The organism is Kluyvera genomosp. 2, from assembly GCF_036759865.1.
Taxonomy (GTDB): Bacteria; Pseudomonadota; Gammaproteobacteria; order Enterobacterales; family Enterobacteriaceae; genus Kluyvera; species Kluyvera ascorbata_B.
Map to the genome: position 1 here is coordinate 44,655 of NZ_JAPKIA010000012.1, position 18,721 is coordinate 63,375.

Sequence of the window (18,721 nt, forward strand, 5' to 3'; positions counted from 1 at the left end):
GGTCATGCTTGTTTACTGGCTGGATATTGTTGGCACCATGGTTTTCGCCGTTTCTGGCGTATTACTGGCAGGAAAGCTGCGCATGGACCCGTTCGGCGTACTGGTGCTCGGCGTGGTCACCGCCGTCGGCGGCGGCACCATTCGCGATATGGCGCTCGCTAACGGCCCGGTGTTTTGGGTAAAAGATCCCACCGACCTGGTCGTGGCAATGGTCACCTGTATGTTAACCATCGTACTGGTGCGCCAGCCGCGCCGTCTGCCGAAATGGGTGCTGCCGGTGCTCGACGCCGTCGGGCTGGCGGTGTTCGTCGGTATCGGCGTGAATAAAGCCTTCCTCGCCCACTCCGGGCCGCTGGTTGCCATCTGCATGGGCGTGGTGACCGGCGTCGGCGGGGGGATCATCCGTGACGTGCTGGCGCGCGAAGTGCCGATGATCCTGCGCACCGAGATCTACGCCACGGCGTGCATTATTGGCGGGATTGTCCACGCGACGGCCTACTACACCTTCGACGTGCCGCTGGAGAACGCCAGTATGATGGGGATGGTGGTCACGCTGGCCATTCGCCTGGCGGCCATTCGCTGGCACCTGAAGCTGCCGACCTTCGCACTGGACGATAACGGGCGCTAACCCCAGATGCATAAAACAAAATAGCCTACCGCAAGGTAGGCTATCACGGTAGGCCGGATAAGGCGTTTACGCCGCCATCCGGCAACCTGCGCAGAATCTGCCGGATGGCGCTTTGCTTATTCGGCCGACAACGTGACCGGCATTGCACCAGAGACTCATCAGATGCTGAAGGAAGAACCGCAGCCGCAGGTGCTGGTTGCGTTCGGGTTGGTCACGATAAAGCGTGAACCTTCCAGCCCTTCGGTGTAGTCGACGGAACCGCCCACCAGATACTGCAGGCTCATCGGATCAACCACCAGGCCTACGCCCTGTTTTTCGATGGTCATGTCGCCTTCGTTGATCTGATCGTCAAAGGTAAAGCCATACTGGAAGCCGCTGCAGCCGCCGCCCGTGATATACACGCGCAGCTTCAGGTTTGGATTCTCTTCATCCGCAATCAGGACTTTTACTTTTTTGGCTGCGGCGTCGGTAAACTCCAGCGGCAGCGCTACGTCATCACTCATTTTATGCTCCCATTACTACAGCTAGTCTGGGCAATTATTAACCCGACTCTTTGGGTCATTATCTAATACCCTGGTAAATCGTTCAAGTATTCTCCGGGGCCGCCTGCCGAGCTTTCGCCTCTTGCTCTGCTTCTTGTTTTGCCAGCGTACGCGCCAGAATGGTCGCATACAGCGGCTGCCCGCCGAGGAACTGGGCTAATAGCGTGGCACCGAGTCCGGTAATAATCATTGGCAAAATGAGCTGATAGTTATCGGTCATCTCCAGCACCAGCACAATACCGGTTAACGGCGCGCGTACCGAGGCCGCCAGAAGCGCCCCCATGCCGGCAATCGCAAAAGTGCCCGCATCCAGATGATAGGCCGGGAACAGACTCGCTGCCGCCGTACCGAACGCCGTGCCCAATAGCGTGCCCAGCGCCAGCATGGGCGCAAAAATCCCGCCCGGAGCGCCGGAGGAGAAACACAGCAATGTGGTCACCACGCGGGCGATAAACAGAAACAACAGCGCGCCGATGGTATAGTTGCCCGCCGCGGCAATCGGGATCAGGTTAAATCCGCCCCCCGCCGCCGCCGGTTGCATCAGCCCCAGCACGCCGCAGCCGCCGCCGATCAGACCGCCAATCAGCACCCACTTTTTAATATTCCCACCGTGAATGCGGAAGAACATGTCCTGAGTTTTCAGCACCAGGGTATTAAACAGCGGCCCGAAGCAGCCAAAGACGATCCCTAGCACCATATACAGCCACAGGGTGTTAACCGGCGCATTGGTCAGCTTGCCCACCTCAATCACCGGCGTTTCACCGTTGAAGATGCGGAATACGATGCTCGACATAATCACGCCGGTAAACACGGCTTTAATCGAGATCAGGCTGTAGCGAAACTGCGGGCGCATCTCTTCAATAATGAACAAAATGCCCGCCAGCGGCGCGTTAAACGCCGCCGAGAGCCCCGCCGCTGCGCCGGTTGCCAATAATGTATGGCGCGCTTCTTCACCGCGCTGGCGGAAGATATCCCCCACCATGCGCCCCAGATTGCCGCCAATCTGCACCGTTGGCCCTTCACGCCCCAGCACCATGCCAGCGCCGAGCGTGCCCATGCCGCCGACAAATTTTACCGGCAGCACGCGCCACCAGCGCACCGGGCGCAATTCTTCCAGCGCGCCCTCTATTTCCGGAATACCGGAACCACCGGCTTCCTGGGCAAAGCGACGCACCAGCCAATAGCCCAGCATCGCCAGCAGTGCCGAAAGAATAAACGCCAGCGGCCAGACGATAAACCAGCGATCGGCCACCTGTGCCAGCGTGCCAATGCGCACGTTCTGCACCCAACTGACCGCATGTTCGAACGCCACGCCAACCAACCCAACAAGCGTGCCGACTACGGCGGACATCAGCAGCACCATCAGCGGTGTTTTATCGCGGTTCAGTAATTTACGCACCACATCGCGGCGACGTTTATGCACTATCCGCTGTGCCTCTAAAGGGGGTATTTCTGCTTTCATACCGTCATCACTAATTGGTAATACAAATAGGAAGGGAGAGCATTTTAACCAGACCTGTGCGCTACGTCGCGAAAAAATTGCGCTACGAATGCTTTGTTGCAACAGGGTAAAAACTTAGTTCATCACAGGTTAGTACGAATAGAGAGAAAGTGGCGCAGAAGATCGTTTGAACGGACCTGACCGGTGACGTCCCTGGTGTCGGGATCTCTGCGTCTGGTAAGAAGGGGGTATCGTCAACATGCCTCCCGGCGGAGGCATGTTTTATGTTGTGTAGTACCTTACTCTTCTACAGGTTCAGGCTTCTTTTTCACGAGGAAATTGTAAGCCACCAGCAGAGCGAAAATACCGGTAATTGTCATGGTGATGGTGCCTGGCGTCATAAAGCGCGCCATGTTGCCAAGAATAATCCCCACCACGCCGAAGTCGGTATCGGAGAAGGTTGTGTTGGTTAAACCCAGCGCCCCCAGCACTGGAATCAGCGCAACCGGTAAGAAGGTAATCAGAATACCGTGGGCGAAAGCACCGAGAATCGCGCCGCGTTTACCGCCGGTCGCATTACCGAATACCCCAGCCGTTGCCCCACAGAAGAAGTGAGGGACGACGCCCGGCAGAATCAGTACCCACTTGAGCTGCCCAAGGATGAACAGCCCCACCAGACCACCGACAAAACTTGAGATAAAGCCGACTAACACCGCGTTCGGCGCATACGGGAAGACGATTGGACAGTCCAGCGCCGGACGTGCGTTAGGCACCAGACGCTCGGAGAAACCGGTAAATGCCGGAACGATCTCCGCCAGAATTAAACGCACACCCTGCAGGATAATAAATACCCCAGCTGCAAAGGTGATTGCCTGAATAAAGGAGTACACCAGGTAGTTCTGACCGTGGCTAAAGTTGCTTTCGACGTACTCTTTACCCGCAGAAATCGACAGGACCAGATAAATGATCATCATCGTCAGAGAGATAGAGATCGTGCTATCGCGCAAAAAGCTCAGGTTCTTAGGCATGTTCATCTCTTCGGTAGATTTAGAACCTTTACCGACGACAGAACCGATCCACCCAGAAAGCACGTAGCCAACCGTACCGGTATGCGCCAGAGCAACCTGGTCATTACCAATAATTTTACGCATATAAGGTTGAGCAATGGCCGGGAAGAAGCCCATTAACATGCCGAGTGCCAGCGAACCCGTATAAATAAGCTGAACGCCTTCGAAGCCGGCTACCGACAGAATAATGGCCACCATACAGGCCATGTAGAAGGTCACATGCCCGGACAGATAGATATATTTTAAACGGGTGAATCTGGCGACCACAATGTTCGCGACCATACCGAACGCCATAATAAGCGTGGTTGGCGCGCCATATTTTTCCAGCGCAATAGAGACCATCGCCTCATTGTTCGGAATAATACCCTGCACATCAAAGGCCTGCTTGAAGATATCACCTAACGGCGATAGCGAGCCGACCAGAACTAAAGCGCCTCCGGATAATACCAGGAATCCCAGTATCGTTTTGACGGTCCCTTTAATGACATCAGGGAAGGATTTTTTTTGTGCAACCAAGCCGAACAGCGCCACCAGCCCGACAAGGATTGATGGCACCTTCAGGATATCAACAATAAGCTGTAAAACGTTTTGAACAAACATATTAACCTCTGTCGCAGGGTATTTTTCTTGCCCGACTTAATTATTGCTGATCAAAATAGTCTTTTATTTTTTGTTCAATTTCGTTCAGGTCGATAATGTTATTAATCACAATAACTTTATCTGCCGGTAAGTTAGCGCTGAAGGCAATATCTTTCGCCATAACGAAAACATCGGCCACGTCAGGCGTTACGGAACCTAAATCAGAGTGTTCAACGTCCGCAGTGATATTGATTTTTTTGAGAACCTTTTTGATGTTCATTTCCATCATAAAACTGCTACCCAGACCTGAACCACATACCGCCATAATTTTCATAGTAGACCTCATATTTTTACGATTGGGGTGTCATTAACAAGAAGACGACGTTTCACCGAGTAAAATCGCCTGCAATTCTTCTGTAGTTTGCGTATTAAAAATCTGCTGCATCACCTCATCATCTGACAGCACTTCGGCGAGCTGCGAAATCATTTCAATGTGGCTATTGCTGTCCGGAGCGGAGAACATAAAAATCGCGTCCACCGGATCGTTCTCTTCTGAATTGAACTCAACCGCCTGCCCCAGTTTGACGATGGAGAGCCCCAGCGCCATCGCGCCCAGCTCTGGCCGCGTATGCGGCATCGCGATGCGCGGAGCAATCACGAAGTAGGGGCCGATCTCTTCTTTTTGTTTGATAATCGAATCGATATAGACCGGTGAAATCGCCCCTTCATCCAGCAGCGGGCGACCCGCAATCTGGATCGCCTCTTTCCAGTCACTTACCGATTGAACATACTGAACTTTGTTTTTATTCAGCCAGTTGGATAATGTTGGCATGGATATTACCTATCGTTCTTGATGATAAAAATGGGTGACTAGAGCATGCGACGGGCAGTTTCAGTCACATTCTCTTTCGTAAAGCCAAAGTATTTAAACAGGACGCTCGCTGGCGCAGATTCACCAAAGGAGTCCATGCCGATAACCTTCCCATCCAGCCCGGTGTAGCGCTGCCAGAACCCTTCAATGCTGGCCTCTATCGCCAGACGGTTACGCACGTGCTTCGGCAATACGGACTCTCTGTAGGCTTCATCTTGCTTATCAAAGCGTTCAGTACACGGCATAGAAACCACGCGAATCTGGTGGCCTTCCTGCTGCAACGTACGGGCGGCGGCAACCGCCAAAGCGACCTCTGAACCTGCAGATATCAGGATCAGCTCAGGTTCGCCATCGCACTCGACCAGCACATAGCCGCCACGAGCAATATTGTTAAGTTGTTCAGTGCTGCGAGCCTGCTGTTCAAGCGGTTGGCGAGTCAGCACTAAGGCCGATGGGCCGTCCTGACGTTCAATCGCCTGCTGCCAGGAGACCGCCACTTCCACCTGATCGCACCCGCGCCAGGTTTCCATATTCGGCGTCAGGCGCAGCGAAGCCAACTGCTCAACCGGCTGGTGCGTCGGACCATCTTCACCCAAGCCAATGGTGTCGTGGGTATAAACAAAGATGGAGCGAATCTTCATCAGCGCCGCCATACGCAGCGCATTGCGGGCATATTCCATAAACATCAGGAAAGTACCGCCGTAAGGGATAAACCCACCGTGCAGCGCCAGGCCATTCATGATGGCTGACATGCCAAATTCACGAACGCCATAAGAGAGATAATTCCCCGCTCCATGCTCGGCGGTAAAATCGATAGACTTCTGATGCCTGGTCAGGTTAGACGGCGAAAGATCCGCAGACCCGCCCATCAACTCAGGCATCATACCGGCGAAAAAATTTAAGCAGTTCTGACTCACCTGTCGCGTTGCCAGCGACGCCGGATTAGCCTGTAGCTCATCGATGTACAACTGCATTTTTTCGGCCCACTGCGTAGGCAGTTCGCCCTTCATACGGCGCAAAAACTCGGCCGCCAGCTCAGGCCATTGCAGTGCATAATCAGCAAACAGCGCGTCCCATGCTTGCTCATCCTGAGCCCCTTTTTCGGTCGCATCCCAGGCAGCATACACATCGTCAGGAATTTCAAACGGCGGATACGGCCACTCGAGGCGCTCACGCACCAGGGCGACTTCATCGGCCCCCAGCGCTGAACCATGGCATTCATGACTGTCTGCTTTATTCGGCGAGCCGAAACCAATGATGGTTTTACAGCACAGCAGGCTCGGTTTATCGCTGACCTGTTTGGCTTCACGAACGGCAGCGTCAATCGCCTGCGGGTCGTGACCATCAATACCTTCAATCACGTGCCAGCCATAGGCGCGGAAGCGGGCTGCGGTATCTTCAGCGAACCAGCCTTCAACGTGCCCGTCGATAGAGATGCCATTATCGTCCCAGACGGCAATCAGATTACCCAACCCTAACGTTCCGGCCAGGCTACATACTTCATGGGAGATCCCCTCCATTAGGCAGCCATCACCCATGAACAGCCAGGTGTAGTGATCGACGATCTCAAACCCAGGCTTATTGAATTCGGCAGCCAGCGCTTTTTCGGCAATGGCCATTCCGACGGCGTTTGCTACCCCTTGCCCCAACGGGCCGGTGGTGGTTTCAATGCCAGGCGTGTAGCCATACTCCGGGTGTCCAGGCGTACGAGAGTGAAGCTGACGGAATTCACGGATGTCATTCATGCTCAGGTCATAGCCTGTGAGGTGCAGCAGAGAATAAATCAGCATGGAGCCATGACCATTCGACTGCACATAGCGATCGCGGTTAAACCACTGCGGGTTTTTTGGGTTATGGCGAAGGTGATGACGCCATACGACCTCGGCAATATCAGCCATACCCATCGGTGCGCCCGGATGGCCGGAGTTGGCTTTCTGAATCGCATCAACGCTCAGAATTCGAATGGCATTCGCTAATTTTCTGTTGCTCATACGTCTCTCTTTTTACCTGGATTTTACGTTCAACAATAACGCTTTTGGGGTTTTCCCCACGCCAGCATGAATAGACATGTCGAAAGAAACCTTAGATTTTATCGTTGTATCACTCCGCCATAAGGTTCAACGCGGTTTGAAATCTCCTTCGGCAATCAGAAACAAAATAAACATTAAAATACAATGCATTAATTTAAAAAAACTCATTATTACTGCATCTTTACGCCTTTCAACATAAGTCTATACATGTTTTACTTGTCTAGTCATCTTGATGATGCACATAGACGTGTCCAGATACAATATGCAAAAATGCATTTTATTGAGATGTGGCGTTTGTTCACTCAAATTCGTTAACTTGCTCACAATATGACGTTAACTGTCTGGTCGACCGAAAACAAAGTCAGGCATACATGTAAACAGGATCCAGCGGCGTTATCGCCCACATTGGTTAGGAAAAAGTCGATGGTTGATGGCATTACAGAGAAGCAAAAAGAGGTAGTCGATTACATTCTCAGAAAGATAAAGACCGATGGCCTTTTGCCAGGGGATAAACTGGACACAGAGATTGCTATTGCTAAAAATATCGGCATCACGCGCGCCACGGTGCGCGAGGCCACGCGCCTGTTGATCGAGCAGCAGCGGATTTATCGCGTGAAAGGCTCCGGTTTATTCGTTGGCGCCATTGGTAAAAGCAACCATTCCGGCAGATTCCACGCCCTGTCGCCTTTTGATTTTCAGGCGCAGAAGAGCGGCCATAAAGGCGTCAGAAAAGTCATTAAATTCAGCATAATGAAAGTACCTTCACCGGAAATCGCCCAATCATTACGGATAAAAAATAGCGATCAGATCTATAAAATTTTACGCCTGATGTGTTTTGACGATATTCCCGTCGCCCTTGAGCATATCCATCTGCCGGTTAATATGTTTACCAGCATGGAATTAAGCCAGCTCGAAATATCAAAATATAGTTATATCGAAAGCATCACAGGTAAAAAGGTCCAGCGCCGCGATCAAAATTTAACGGCTATCAACCTGGTTGACGAAGACATCCTTAATTTATTGAATCTCAAAGAGAATGACTCCGTTCTGGAGCTTGATGAGACCGTTTACCTGGATGACGGCACCCCTTGCGAAGTCAATATTGCCATCATCAACACGCGTATTTTTCCACTGAGACAAAACTCAACCCGCTCATAAGGCGGGTCATTTTCAGCTCTACCTCACCCTCATCACGGCTGATAAAAAAACAGCCTATATCATTTCTCTTGCTCAACATTCACGCCACAATGGGCAAAAATTTCATAACCTCTACGGAATAATTTAGAATAGCCAACAAAACATTTTTCACGAACCAGGATCCTGGCCATGAGCAAATCTGAACATCTCTATAGCGCAGCGCGTGAACTTATCCCCGGCGGCGTCAACTCACCGGTCCGCGCCTTCACCGGCGTCGGCGGTACACCGCTGTTTATCGAACGTGCGGACGGCGCCTATCTGTATGACGTCGACGGCAAAGCCTATATCGATTACGTCGGTTCCTGGGGGCCGATGGTGCTGGGTCATAATCACCCGGCTATCCGTAATGCGGTTATTGAAGCCGCCTCGCGCGGGCTGAGCTTCGGCGCGCCGACCGAAATGGAAGTGACCATGGCGAAGCTGGTGACTGAACTGGTGCCCACCATGGACATGGTACGTATGGTGAACTCCGGTACCGAAGCCACCATGAGCGCCATTCGTCTGGCGCGCGGTTTTACCGGCCGTGACAAAATCATCAAATTCGAAGGCTGCTACCACGGTCACGCCGATTGCCTGCTGGTGAAAGCGGGCTCCGGCGCGCTGACCCTCGGCCAGCCAAACTCACCTGGCGTACCGGCTGATTTCGCCAAACATACGCTGACCTGCACCTACAACGACCTCGCTTCCGTGCGCGCCGCGTTCGAGCAGTTCCCGCAGGAAATTGCCTGCATCATCGTTGAACCGGTTGCCGGCAACATGAACTGCATTCCACCGCAGCCGGAATTCCTGCCGGGCCTGCGCGCGCTGTGCGATGAATTTGGCGCACTGCTGATTATTGACGAAGTGATGACCGGTTTCCGCGTAGCGCTGGCTGGCGCGCAGTCCTACTACGACGTCGTGCCGGACCTGACCTGCCTGGGCAAAATCATCGGCGGCGGGATGCCGGTCGGGGCGTTTGGTGGCCGTCGCGACGTAATGGACGCCCTGGCGCCAACCGGCCCGGTGTATCAAGCGGGTACGCTTTCCGGTAACCCAATCGCGATGGCGGCAGGCTTTGCCTGTCTGACCGAAGTGGCGCTGCCGGGCGTACACGAGACGCTGACCGAGCTGACCAACCAACTGGCACAGGGCCTGCTGGATGCCGCACAGGATACTGGTATTCCGCTGGTGGTGAATAACGTCGGCGGCATGTTCGGCATTTTCTTCACCGATGCCAAAGAAGTGACCTGCTATCAGGACGTACTGAAATGCGACGTTGAGCGCTTTAAGCGTTTCTTCCATCTGATGCTGGACGAAGGCGTGTATCTGGCGCCGTCGGCGTTTGAGGCAGGCTTTATGTCCATCGCCCACAGCGAAGAAGATATTGATAACACCATTGACGCGGCGCGTCGGGTGTTTGCGAAGCTGTAATTTAGCGACACATGCCGGGTGGCGGCTTCGCCTTACCCGGCCTACGTGAATCGCACAATCTGTAGGCCGGATAAGCGCATGCGTCATCCGGCTTTTTAACGGCTCTGCTTTCTCAACAGATAGATAAAGTACGGCGCACCGATAAAGGTCGACAGCAGCCCCGCTGGCACCTGATACGGGAACATCAGCATGCGTCCACACCAGTCGGCAAACACCAGCATCAGCCCCCCGATTAGCGCGGAAATCACAATATGCGGCATCGTTCGACGGAAGCCCATCATGCGCGCAATATGCGGTGCCATCAGCCCGACAAAGCTTAGCGGCCCGATGGTCAGCGTAGCCGCCGCCGTCAGGCACGCCGCCAGTAGTAGCAGACCAATACGTGCCGGAGAGAGCGCCATCCCGATAGACCGCGCCGTCTCACCGCCCAGCGGCAGAATGGTTAACCAGCGACGGCACAGCGGCACCAGCAGCAGTAAAATCACCATCGCGATAGCCGACTGCACCACCTGCTCACCGGTCGCGTTATAGGTTGAACCGGAGATCCACGTCAGGATCTGCGCCATACGTGGGTCACCGCTCGCTTGCAGCATCATCAGCAGCATGGTGAATGCGGTACTGAGCGCCATCCCCGCCAGCAGCATGCGGTGCGGCGAAAATCCACCGCGCCCGGCGGCAATCAGGATAATCAGCAGCGTCACCGCCGCCCCCAGACTCCCCGCGGGTAGCAACCAACCAAACGCGTTGCCCGGCACCACAAACAGCATCAAGACCACGCCGAACGCCGCACCGGAGCTTATCCCCAGCACTTCCGGGCTCGCCATCGGGTTACCCGTTAAACGCTGAATAATACAGCCCGCCACCGCCAGCATCACGCCCGCAATCAGCGCCGACGCAATACGCGGCCAGCGCCACTGCGCCAGTTCGTCAAGCAGCGTACCGCTCGCCCAGTGCCAACTGTGCGCATCGCGCCCCAGCGACAGGGCAACGAACATCGCCGCCAGCAGAATCACCAGACCGCCCAGCGCAAACCACTGCACGTTCTGACGTTCATTTGCCACGCTATCGCTGGCGTTCATCGACGGCGCGCTCATGCTACGCAGTCGCGGTAACAGCCAAAGCAACAGCGGTGCACCAATCAGTGCGGTCACGGAGCCGGTAGAGACTTCCATCCACACGCGGGTGAGCCAGAGAATAAGTTGGTCAGAAAGCCACAGAATCAGCGCGCCAATCAGCGGTGCCAGCATCAGTCGGGAAAGCAAACGACGTGCGCCGAGCATCTTCGCCAGCAGCGGCGCAAACAGGCCGATAAAGCCAATAATCCCCACCGCATTGACGAGGAACGCACTGATAACGATAGCCAGCGTCAGCGCGCCCAGACGAGCCAGCGACAGCGCCAGCCCTAGGTTGCGCGCCACGCCGTCATCAAGGCCCATCAACGTTAACGGGCGCAGCAACAGCAGCGTCAGCATCACGCCGCCCAGCAGCTGCGGCCACAGACGCTGTACCACGCTCCAGTCGGTCTGCGTCAGCGTCCCGGTGCTCCACAGGAACATGCTTTGCAGCTGGTCGTGGTGGAAAATCACCATCAGTTGGTTGATTGCGCCGCAGTACAGGCTCACCACCAGCCCGGCCAGAATCAGCGTCACCGGCGAGAGACGTTTACCCCACGCCACGCCAAACACCAGCGCCCCCACAATACAGGCGCCCGCCAGGGCGGCAAACTGCGAAGTCAGCACGCCCGGTATCGCCCACAGCGTGGTTATCGTCATCCCCAGTTGGGCACCGGTTGCCACGCCAAGCGTCGTTGGCTCAGCCAACGGATTACGCAGCACCTGCTGGAACAGAACGCCCACCAGCCCCAGACCCGCCCCCACCAACAGGGAGATGGCCAGACGAGGCAATAGGCTGTAGTGGAACAGCATCTGGTCAATGGCGTTGATATCCGGCTGGCGCATCGCCTGGAACCAAAGCGCGTTGGGCAGTGCCAGGTTGAAGTTAAACCAGGTCAGCGCCAGCGCGAGGATAAATAGCGCCAGCAGCAACATGGAGGCAAAAGGAGAGCGGGTCGTTTTCACGCTTGGCCCCCTAATGCATTGTCGAGGATACGAGCGAAGTTCATCGCCGACAGCGTCGCACCGTAGAACCACACCGCCGGGACGTTCTGCACGCGGTTGGCGCGCACAAACGGCATCGCCTGCCATAACGGCGTGGCGGCCAGGCGGCGCATATCGGCCTCATTGCCGTGATCAAAGCAGAGAACGTCCACGTCTTTGTAGGCCGCCAGCCTGTCGATACCGACTACCGTGCTGCCCCAGAAATTAGTTTCGCCCTGCCAGGCGTTTTTGACACCCAAACGGTCAAGAATCTCCTGGAACAGGCAGTTCGGGCCAAACACCAGCATATGGCGAGAATCGAGCAGCGACATCATCAGCAGAGGGCGTTCGCCGCGCTGTGCAAAACGTGGTTTCAGGCTATCGATATAGGCATCAAACGCCGCCAGATGACGATGGGCCACCTCCTGCTTGTTGAGCAGCTCTGCCATTTCCAGCAGCGAGCGGCGCGCCTGCTCCAGCGGCTGTTTGCCGTCGCTGAAGGCAAAGCTTCGGCCCGGTGCAATTCGCGCGAGGATCTTCGGTGAAGGGCCATAACCTGCGGACCAGACCAGCATAGAGGGCTTCATCTGGGTCAGCAGTTCAAGATTAGGTTCGGTACGCAGCCCGACGTCAATCACCGAGTCCGGCAGCACCGGTTCGTTGACCCACATGCGGTAGTTGGGGATATCCGCCACGCCGTAGGGCGTTACGCCCAGCGCCAGCATCAGCTCGACGGGCAGCCACTCCAGCGCCACGATACGTTCGGCATTCACCGGCGCAGCCTGCGCTTTTTGCATCTGCCAGAGCAGCGGCGAGAGCGCCATCGCCGCCAGAAAACGGCGGCGGTTTATCACATTCGAATCAGCCATCAATAGACAAAACTTACCGGTGCAGCACCGGCTGGATGCGGCAGAATGCCCATTGGAATGCCGTAAATCTGCTCCAGCGTGTCGCTGCGCATCAGTTCATCCGGCGTGCCCTGAGCAATCATTTCACCGCCGCGAAGCGCCACCAGATAATCACAGTAGCGCGCCGCCATATTAATATCGTGCAGAACAGCAACGACCGTCAGACCGCGCTGCTGGCTCAGGCGATGCACCAGCGCCAGCACATCTACCTGATGGGCAATATCCAGCGCCGAAGTCGGTTCGTCGAGCAACAGACAGCGACTGTCCTGCGCCACCAGCATGGCTATCCACGCACGCTGACGTTCGCCGCCGGAGAGGCTGTCCACCAGTCGATGCGCCAGCGGTTTTAGGCCAACCAGCGAAATTGCTTCTTCCACTTTCTCTCTGTCAGCCACGCCAAAACGTCCCAGCGCGCCGTGCCACGGATAGCGACCAATCGCCACCAGTTCACGTACCGTCATCCCTTCGGCGGGCGGCAGTTGCTGAGGCAGATAGGCCACCTTGCGGGCAAACGCTTTGCTGTTCCATCTTGCCAGCGGCTGACCGTCGAGCAGGATCTCCCCTTCCGACGGCGGCTGGTGACGGCCGAGCATTTTCAGCAGGGTCGATTTGCCGGAACCGTTATGGCCGATAAGGCCGGTGACTTTGCCCGCAGGGAAGGTTAACGAGAGAGGATGAAGCAGCGTACGGCCCGGAACGCGAAAAACGACCTGTTCGAGAGAAAAGGTCGTATCAGAATGAATTGTGTTGTCCTGCATAACCGTCAACATGTTAAAGGGCGCGGAAAGCCCGCGCCCTGGAGGTGGTTAGAAACGGAACGTTGCGGTTGCAACAACCTGACGTTCTGCGCCCCAGTAGCATGCATATTCGCTATAGCAGCTGGAAACGTAGTCACGATCGAACAGGTTATTCACGTTAACCGCGACGGACGATCCCGGTAGGCCGAAGCGGCCAAGGTCGTATTTCACCATCGCATCAGCCACCGCGTAACCGGCTACGCTAAACGCTTCGTTTTTCTTCGCCGCGTCGTTTTTGTAGTAGCTCACGGTAGAACCGGTGTAACGCACGCCTGCGCCGAAGGTCAGACCGCTCAGGGCCGTATCGTAGAAGGTGTAGTCGGTCCACAGAGACGCCTGATTACGCGGTACTTCCGCTGGGCGCTTGCCCTTGAAGATTGTGTCTTCAGTGTATTCCGCATCATTGTAGCTGTAGGCAGCCGTTACGTTGATGTTCTCGTTAACCGCCGCTTTCGCTTCCAGCTCGATACCGCGGGAGCGAATTTCACCCGTCTGCACGCTGTACAGGCCGGTAGAATCGTTCGGATCGGAGGTCAGGTTTTTGTTCTTCGTCAGCTGGTACACCGCGGCGGTCAGAACTACCGGCATATCTTTCGGTACGTATTTCACGCCCGCTTCATACTGCTTACCGCGCGACGGATCGAACGGTTTACCTTCTTTGGTGGAGCCAGAGGTCGGTTCGAAAGATTCGCTGTAGCTGAAGTACGGAGAGATACCGTTATCGAACAGGTAGTTAATGCCGCCACGCCAGGTGAACTGCTGGTCGTGATTCTGCGCCAGAGAATTGGAAGAACGCGTCAGCGTTGAGGTGGTCGCATAGTCATAGCGGCCGCCCAGCGTCAGCACCCATTTATCCCATTCCATCTGATCCTGCGCATACAGGCCGGTCTGCTCCATACGGTTAAGCACCGCATAGGGGAAGTTAACCGCGACGTTCGCATTACCATACTGCGGATTGTTCATATCCAGCGAGCTGGCGGAACCATACTGCGCGTCAACGTCATTACGCATACGCGAGTAGTCAACGCCGGTCAGCAGCACATGATCAACCTCGCCGGTGGCAAAGCTGGACTGCAGCTGAGTATCGACGGTGAAGGCATTCATATCTTCATCAGAACGTACGTACTGACGGTTGATTTTGCCCGGCGCGCTGTAGCCATAACCGTAGACAGAACGGTACAGCGTTTTGACCTGGTCATAGCGCAGGTTCTGGCGCACGGTGAAGGTATCGTTGAATTCGTGAGAGAAGTTGTAGCCCACCATCTGCTGACGGCGCTGCATCTTGTTGTTTTTCTCACCTTCGTTGAAGTCGGTCGGCAGCTTGTGCGCGTTACCGTTGGCATCAATGTACGGCACAACCGTGCCTTCGCGCGGCAGCCAGCCATAGTAGCCCGCGTTCGGGTCACTCTGGAAATTGCTCAGGAAGGTGAAATCAGTTTTGTCATCCGGGCGCCAGCTGAAGGACGGCGCAATCGCGTAGCGATTAGATTTGGCCATATCCTGCTGGGTATTCTGGCTGCGGCCTAAGCCGGTCAGACGATAGGACCACACGCCCGCATCATCGATCGCGTCGCTGAAGTCGAAACCGGTCTGCCAGAGATTATCGGTACCCATTTTGAACTGAATTTCATGCAGCGGCTCGGTGGTCGGACGCTTGCTGACCATGCTGACGATGCCGCCCGGGTTGCTGTTGCCATACAGCACGGAAGTTGGCCCGCGCATCACTTCAACGCGTTCCAGGAAATACGGGTCCATGGAAACTTCAGAGTAGTTATTGCCCTGCAGTTTCATACCATCCAGATACTGGTTGGTGTTAACGGTGGTCGGCGCGGTAAAGCCGCGAATCGAAACCACGTCATAGGTAGAAGAGCTACCGCGAGTAGAGAAAACGCTCGGCGTGTAGGCCATCGCATCTTTGACGGTCGTCGGCTGGCGCATATCCAGCTCCTGACGGGTAATCACCGACACTGACTGCGGCGTTTTCTCAATTGGCGTATCCGTTTTCGTCGCCGTCGCGGAACGTTTTGCCGCGATGGTCGGTGCCGGGCCCCAGGCGCTTTCTTGCGCAGCCGGTGCGGCGGTAACGGTGATGGTTTCTTCTTTCGGTTGTTCTGCTGCCTGTGCGTATACAGACATGCCGCTAACCGCTGTGGCTACTACGACCGCGAGTTTACGCAGCGAGAGGTTTGGCTGAGCAGTTTTAAGACGCGCCATTGGTATATCTCTGATGAAGTGAATGATAACGTAAACGAGAATTATTATTATAACCAAGACATGATAGGACAGGCAGCGGACCCATAGCAAGTGATATAAGTCCCTACCAGAATTAAGGGGTTAAGAAATAAACAGATGAAATAATGAGGTTAAAAAAAAGAAAAAAACTGGAAATAAAGAAGCCCCGGTTATTAACAGGGGCTTCTTTGGGCCTCAATCGGCGATGACGTGATTTACAGTATTAGTTACCGCCGAACATATCCTTAATCCATCCCGCCACGCCGTCGCTGTCTTTCTTCTCCTGCTGCTGAGCAGGCTGTTGCTGCTGCTGCGGCTGAGAAGTCGAAGAGTCAAACGGGTTCGCCGACTGCTGCTGCTCAATCTGCTGCTGGCTCTGCTGGCAGAGCGCATCGGGATCGGTCGTCCACACCGGCAGCATACGCGTACCGCCACCGCCGCAGATAAAGTTACCGCCGTCGTCAACGCCCATATTGACCACGTCTTCCGGCGGCGTCAGCTCCAGCGCGATCGGCGACTGGCTGGCCAGATAGCGTTGATAGATAGACATCGCGCCGCTGGCACCGTACAGCTTGGTCGGCTGGTTGTTGTCGCGCCCTACCCAGGTAATCACCACTTCACGGCCATCGATACCGGCAAACCAGGTATCAACGTTGTTGTTAGTGGTACCGGTTTTCCCTGCCAGATGCAGGTTCGGGTATTTTGCCCCCAGTTGACGACCGGTGCCGCGCTGCACAACCTGCTGCATGGTCCACAGCGTCAGGTACGCGGCCTGCGCCGGTACGGCACGTTCGGCCTGCGGGAAGCTCTGATACAGCACGGTGCCATCTTCCGCAATCACGGAACGCAGCGCCGACAGCGGCGCGCGGTTGCCGCCGCTGGCAATGGTCTGGAACGCCTGCGCCACTTCAATCGGCGTCAGGTTCAGAGCGCCCAGCAGCATCGCCGGCACGGCGTTCAGCTGATCTTTCGGCGCGCCCAGCTTCAGCCACGTGTCGGTGACCGCCGGCAGGCCCAGCGCCATACCGAGGTTAACGGTAGGCACGTTCATTGAACGGGTCAGCGCATCCACCAGCATCACCTGACCGCTGTAGCGGCGATCATCGTTCTGCGGCGACCACACCTGGCCGTTCGGCTGGCGCAGCGCGATCGGCGCATCGGCAATCCAGGTATTCAGACGATACTGATTCGGCTGGCTCAGCGCGGTCAGGTAGGTCGCCGGTTTCGCCAGAGAGCCGATCGAACGACGCGCCTGCATCGCACGGTTATAGCCGGCAAACTGCGGCTCAGCCCCGCCAACCATCGCGCGCACTTCACCGCTGAAGCGGTCAACGACGACCATCGCCGTTTCCAGATCGCTGAGCTTACGCTGTTTCTTCAGCACCGGGATGCCTTCCGTTGCCGCTTTTTCGGCCGCATCCTGGGCTACGGAGTCGAAGGTGGTGAAGATCTTCACGCCAGAGAGATCTTTTACCTTATCGCCCAGCTTAGCCTGCAGTTCCTGACGCACCATCTGCATAAAGGCCGGCTGCGGTGAAATCACCCCGCCGCGCGGCTGCACGCCCAGCGGACGGGCGCTCAGCATATCGTACAGCTCCTGGTCAATCACGTTCTGCTGCTGCAACAGACGCAGGACCAGGTTTCGACGCTCCAGCGCCACTTTCGGGTTACGCCATGGGTTGTAAATCGACGCCCCTTTCACCATGCCGACCAGCAGCGCCTGCTGATCGAGACTCAGCTCTTCCACCGGTCGGCCGAAGTAGTAAAGGCTCGCCAGCGGAAAACCGCGTATTTCATTGTCGCCGCTCTGACCGAGGTACACCTCATTCATATACAGCTCAAGAATACGGTCCTTGCTGTAACGCGCGTCCATAATCAGCGCCATGTAGGCTTCGTTCGCCTTACGCCAATAGGAACGTTCGCTGGACAGGAACAGGTTTTTCACCAACTGCTGAGTCAGCGTACTGGCCCCCTGTACCGTACGCCCGGCGGTCAGATTCGCCAGCACCGCGCGCCCCATAGAATAGAAGCTGATACCGTCGTGCTCGTAGAAGTGGCGGTCCTCAGTAGCAATCAGCGTATCGATCAACAGATCCGGGAAGCCACTACGTGGGACAAACAGACGCTGCTCGCCGTTCGGCGAGGACATCATGGTAATCAGCCGCGGATCGAGACGGAAATAACCAAACTGGCGGTTATTATCCATGTTTTCGATGCTGTCCAGACGCGCGCCGTCGAAGGTCAGACGCGCACGCACCTGCCCTTCTTTGCTGTCCGGGAAGTCGAACGGACGGCGGATCATCTCGATGCTGTTCGCCTGTACGGTGAACTCACCGGGGCGCGTCATCGCCGACACCTGACGATACTGGGTCGCCGTCAGCAGCTGAATCATCTCATTCTTGCTGATGGCCATATCCGGCTCGAGGCTAACCATGCGGCCATACACCGCCGCCGGCAGCTGCCAGACTTTACCGTCAATACGGCTACGGATTTTTTGATCCAGATAGACGCCGTAAATGGCAATCAGTACCGCGAAGACGATACCGAGCTTAACCAGGAACCAGAACCAGCGGTGTTTACCGCGCGGTTTTTTCCCCTTGCCGCCTTTACGCGAGCGCGGCTTTTCTTCATCGTAGCCATCATCATAATCGTCGTCATACTCATCATCTCTGAGCTGTCGACGGTCTACCTTTTGCTTTGCCGGACGCGCTGGCTTGCCTTTACGTCCAATCGGCTCGCGGTCATTCCCCGCCATGCTTTCTCTCCGCAACATTCAGGCATAAAGGCCTGATTTTCTGTTCTTCCGTCACAAGACAGAAGAAGATATCTCTCAATTTTCAACCGCAGTTTTGCCGGATGGCGGCGTTGCCTTATCCGGCCTACGAAAGCATGTGCCTCGGTAGGCCTGATAAGCGTAGCGCCA

14 protein-coding genes are annotated in these 18,721 nt (G+C 55.7%); 3 read left to right on the plus strand and 11 right to left on the minus strand.

Annotation, left to right across the window (positions count from 1 at the left end; genetic code table 11):
* Positions 1–4: 4 nt before the first annotated feature.
* The gene (locus tag V6942_RS14280) at positions 5–628 is read left to right on the plus strand and encodes a TRIC cation channel family protein (RefSeq protein ID WP_106925546.1); all 624 of its coding nucleotides are present in this window, start codon (positions 5–7) and stop codon (positions 626–628) included.
* Between the two features lie 158 nt (positions 629–786).
* Here V6942_RS14280 and erpA read toward each other — a convergent pair whose 3' ends face one another.
* From erpA to tkt, 6 genes are all read right to left on the minus strand, one after another.
* On the minus strand, positions 787–1,131 hold the full coding sequence (gene erpA, locus V6942_RS14285) for an iron-sulfur cluster insertion protein ErpA (protein ID WP_106925544.1): 345 nt from the start codon (positions 1,129–1,131) through the stop codon (positions 787–789).
* A gap of 82 nt (positions 1,132–1,213) precedes the next feature.
* Positions 1,214–2,632 (minus strand): H(+)/Cl(-) exchange transporter ClcA, encoded by a 1,419-nt coding sequence (gene clcA, locus V6942_RS14290; RefSeq protein WP_106925542.1) that lies wholly within the window; start codon positions 2,630–2,632, stop codon positions 1,214–1,216.
* A gap of 278 nt (positions 2,633–2,910) precedes the next feature.
* The gene (locus tag V6942_RS14295) at positions 2,911–4,278 is read right to left on the minus strand and encodes a PTS ascorbate transporter subunit IIC (protein ID WP_106925540.1); all 1,368 of its coding nucleotides are present in this window, start codon (positions 4,276–4,278) and stop codon (positions 2,911–2,913) included.
* A gap of 40 nt (positions 4,279–4,318) precedes the next feature.
* Positions 4,319–4,591 carry a PTS sugar transporter subunit IIB gene (locus tag V6942_RS14300; protein WP_106925538.1) on the minus strand — a complete coding sequence of 91 codons (273 nt, stop codon included), beginning with the start codon at positions 4,589–4,591 and terminating at the stop codon, positions 4,319–4,321.
* A gap of 33 nt (positions 4,592–4,624) precedes the next feature.
* Positions 4,625–5,089, minus strand: coding sequence for a PTS sugar transporter subunit IIA (locus V6942_RS14305; protein WP_333501384.1), 465 nt, complete (start codon positions 5,087–5,089; stop codon positions 4,625–4,627).
* Between the two features lie 38 nt (positions 5,090–5,127).
* Positions 5,128–7,119, minus strand: coding sequence for a transketolase (gene tkt / locus V6942_RS14310; protein WP_333501385.1), 1,992 nt, complete (start codon positions 7,117–7,119; stop codon positions 5,128–5,130).
* Positions 7,120–7,581: 462 nt separating this feature from the next.
* Here tkt and V6942_RS14315 point away from each other — a divergent pair, with 462 nt between their 5' ends.
* Both V6942_RS14315 and hemL read left to right on the plus strand, forming a co-directional pair.
* Positions 7,582–8,316 carry a GntR family transcriptional regulator gene (locus V6942_RS14315; protein ID WP_106925532.1) on the plus strand — a complete coding sequence of 245 codons (735 nt, stop codon included), beginning with the start codon at positions 7,582–7,584 and terminating at the stop codon, positions 8,314–8,316.
* A gap of 168 nt (positions 8,317–8,484) precedes the next feature.
* Positions 8,485–9,765, plus strand: coding sequence for a glutamate-1-semialdehyde 2,1-aminomutase (hemL, locus tag V6942_RS14320; protein ID WP_333501386.1), 1,281 nt, complete (start codon positions 8,485–8,487; stop codon positions 9,763–9,765).
* Between the two features lie 95 nt (positions 9,766–9,860).
* Here the strand turns inward: hemL and fhuB are convergent, their stop codons facing one another.
* From fhuB to mrcB, 5 genes are all read right to left on the minus strand, one after another.
* Positions 9,861–11,843 (minus strand): Fe(3+)-hydroxamate ABC transporter permease FhuB, encoded by a 1,983-nt coding sequence (gene fhuB / locus V6942_RS14325; protein WP_106925527.1) that lies wholly within the window; start codon positions 11,841–11,843, stop codon positions 9,861–9,863.
* Positions 11,840–12,730 carry a Fe(3+)-hydroxamate ABC transporter substrate-binding protein FhuD gene (fhuD, locus tag V6942_RS14330; protein WP_106925525.1) on the minus strand — a complete coding sequence of 297 codons (891 nt, stop codon included), beginning with the start codon at positions 12,728–12,730 and terminating at the stop codon, positions 11,840–11,842. The genes fhuB and fhuD overlap by 4 nt, the downstream gene beginning before the upstream one ends.
* Positions 12,730–13,527 (minus strand): Fe3+-hydroxamate ABC transporter ATP-binding protein FhuC, encoded by a 798-nt coding sequence (gene fhuC / locus V6942_RS14335; RefSeq protein ID WP_333501387.1) that lies wholly within the window; start codon positions 13,525–13,527, stop codon positions 12,730–12,732. Before fhuC ends, fhuD begins: the two co-directional genes overlap by 1 nt.
* A gap of 48 nt (positions 13,528–13,575) precedes the next feature.
* A complete protein-coding gene (fhuA, locus tag V6942_RS14340; RefSeq protein WP_333501388.1) occupies positions 13,576–15,780 on the minus strand; it encodes a ferrichrome porin FhuA in 2,205 nt (734 codons plus the stop codon).
* Between the two features lie 241 nt (positions 15,781–16,021).
* Positions 16,022–18,553 carry a bifunctional glycosyl transferase/transpeptidase gene (mrcB, locus tag V6942_RS14345; RefSeq protein WP_106925521.1) on the minus strand — a complete coding sequence of 844 codons (2,532 nt, stop codon included), beginning with the start codon at positions 18,551–18,553 and terminating at the stop codon, positions 16,022–16,024.
* Between the last annotated feature and the right edge of the window lie 168 nt (positions 18,554–18,721).